Below are 2,600 nucleotides of genomic sequence, written 5' to 3' on the forward strand. Positions count from 1 at the left end.
ATCTGTAGAGGCTCATATCTGAGGCATGGCCGAGGGGATCGGCGGCGAGGAAACAGGCGGTGGAATAATGATAAAGCCTCGCCCCCATGTGAATGACGTCGCCTTCGAGGCGATACCCGCGCCAGCCGCTAGCTTCATGCATAATACCTCACAGTAACGATTTGATAATAATGCTAATCGTAGTTTAACATTTATTTTAATTTTGCTAATTCTTGAAGATAGTTAATTATCTCATATAAGTATATAAATATAGAAATATGCAATGATATATATATATCAGAGCTACAAGCATTAAAGAAACTTTTACCTTATTTTGGCTAGAACACCACGATTTTTCTTTAATCCCAATAATCATATATACTGTCAAGAATAGAAAAACCAAACAACCAAATACATATATAGATTTATATATTTGCTCTACAAAATCTCCATGTTTAAACTCAATAGATTCTTGAAGTTTATAAATAATTTCTTCAGCATAATAATATTGTAAAACATAAAAAATCAATCCTAAGATTAAGACCGTTAACGAAAATATTAATTTTAGTTTATCATCTATAAAAAAGCAATCTCTATTTTTTATCCATTGATACAATAGCACCCATGGTAGTAAAACAAATAGCGGCATCGATATCAGCCATCCCATCTCTATGAAATTAGTAGACTCTCTAAGATAATTATTTAGTTGAGTAATGGTTAAATGATAGCTTAGAGCGTTAAATACAACAAAAATAAATGCTGATACTAAATGCAAATAAAACAATAAGCTAAAATAATCTTTTCTTACCATAGAAAAATTGAATTTAAGATTCGTAAGGAAACCAAAAGCTTCTACTACTTCGAACTACTGGATGATCAAGCAAAAGTCCATAATAGCTTCTCCTCTCTCCTCCTTCACCAATCCATGCTTCCAAGCCACTAATCATGTGGAATGATTCGTATATTTCGTCTATATCAGTCCAGAGAATTTTCTATTTTATCTTTCTACAGGCTTGATGTATTTTTCATTAAGATGATAATCCCAATACCTGTTCAGATCGTCAAATTGCCTACTTCTTCGTGTAGAAATAAACCGTATTGCATTCACAAGATAGCCCTCATGTTTACCATCCTTAATTCGCATCAAAAAACGTTTATTAGTAAGCCCAGCGGATTTATGCATCACAACTTTCTCCAGTCGCATTATTGTCCGTGCCTGGATCACATCCAATACTTTATAATTAAACTCATTCGCTCCAATATGTATTGTTGATGTTTCCTGAGGCAGAATAGGAAACACAGTATGATCACCAAGAAACAATTCACCTTCAGATCTATATAAATACACATTCTTCATTAGCATATAATCTTTCCCAACATACGATTTAAATGGCTCTTGATTACTTACATCTTTAGTGCTTATTAATAAGCTCCTTAAAATAATGGTCAATAATACGATTAACCCACAAAATAACACGACTCCCTTACCAACCATCGATAAAAATCTCATACGCCATTTCTTTATCTTGGGCATGAATCGATTCTCTGTCATTTTATTTTTGCAAGTTAGGAAATACATTTTCCATCAGATAGGGTAAGTATAGATTATCGAAGTCATGTGTATCTATATTAAAGCCAGGTTCACCAAATGTCGTGATGGGTGACTGGTAATAATTTCCTTCCAAGGTGCTTGGAATTACCTGCGTCCATGTCACCGGGTCGCTATTATGCCATACATTCACCGCACTATTTAATCCGCGATCCGTATTGATCGCTGTCTGACCACCTACTCCCACAAAATCAATATTGCGCTTTACTTCAGGAGATAATAAATCCAAAGCACGATTAACAATCATCGTCCCTTGGCTAAAAGCTACTACCGCACCCCCATTGTTTGCACGTATCGATTGAGCCGCGCGGACTGCAGTAATATCTATGGCTCCAAGCTGTGTGCCGACTGCTTGGATGAAATCACCAACTCCGAGATAATGCGAATTATTTACGACTTGATTCGTCGGACGACTGAGTGCTTGAGATACTCCTTGCGCCATATTAAAACCACCATTGAAATTTGTTAAAACACCGTTAATACTCGTGACACTCGAGCCTGCTATAAAATTGCTTTGTCTATCTAAAATATCTCCTGATGCAAAGCTCAAGCCATAGCCAAATGCTAGACCAATATTCGTTAAAGCACTATGTCCCCTAGTCATCTCATAGACATAGTCTACTGTATTCATAATCACATTCGTTATGAAATTTCCAGATGAAACATTAGATGATCCATAATGTGAAATAGAATTATAGGATGCCACCGGCAAAAAATAACCACCATTGATAAAACTTTGTGAATAAAAATTACTACTCGTAGGATTAAACCCACTCACCCCACTCGTCAAGCCGTTGGAATGGCGACCCGTCGGATCGATGCGGTTAATCGAATCATTATTCGCGTAACTGTAGAGGCTCATATCTGAGGCGTGGCCAAGGGGATCGGCGGCGAGGAAACGAGCGGTGGGATAATGATATAGCCTTGCCCCCATGTGAATGACATCGCCTTCGGTGCGATACCCCCGCCAGCCGCTGGCTTCATGCAAACCCACACCCTCCCCAAGCCGCTT

At 37.7% G+C, this 2,600-nt stretch carries 2 protein-coding genes; both read right to left on the bottom strand.

Annotated features, from left to right (window positions below):
• Positions 1-976 precede the first annotated feature (976 nt).
• Entirely contained in the window at positions 977-1,513 is a 537-nt protein-coding gene (locus NZM04_11100; protein MCS7064561.1) for a hypothetical protein, read from the bottom strand.
• Positions 1,514-1,532: 19 nt separating this feature from the next.
• Positions 1,533-2,600: hypothetical protein (locus tag NZM04_11105; GenBank protein ID MCS7064562.1), on the bottom strand; the 1,068-nt coding region annotated here is incomplete at its 5' end.

The organism is Candidatus Methylacidiphilales bacterium (genome assembly GCA_025056655.1).
GTDB lineage: Bacteria > Verrucomicrobiota > Verrucomicrobiia > Methylacidiphilales > JANWVL01 > JANWVL01.

Coding starts and splice junctions, on each gene's coding strand:
- NZM04_11100 (MCS7064561.1), bottom strand. CDS start 1,513: ATGCCCAAGATAAAGAAATGGCGTATGAGATTTTTATCGATGGTTGGT.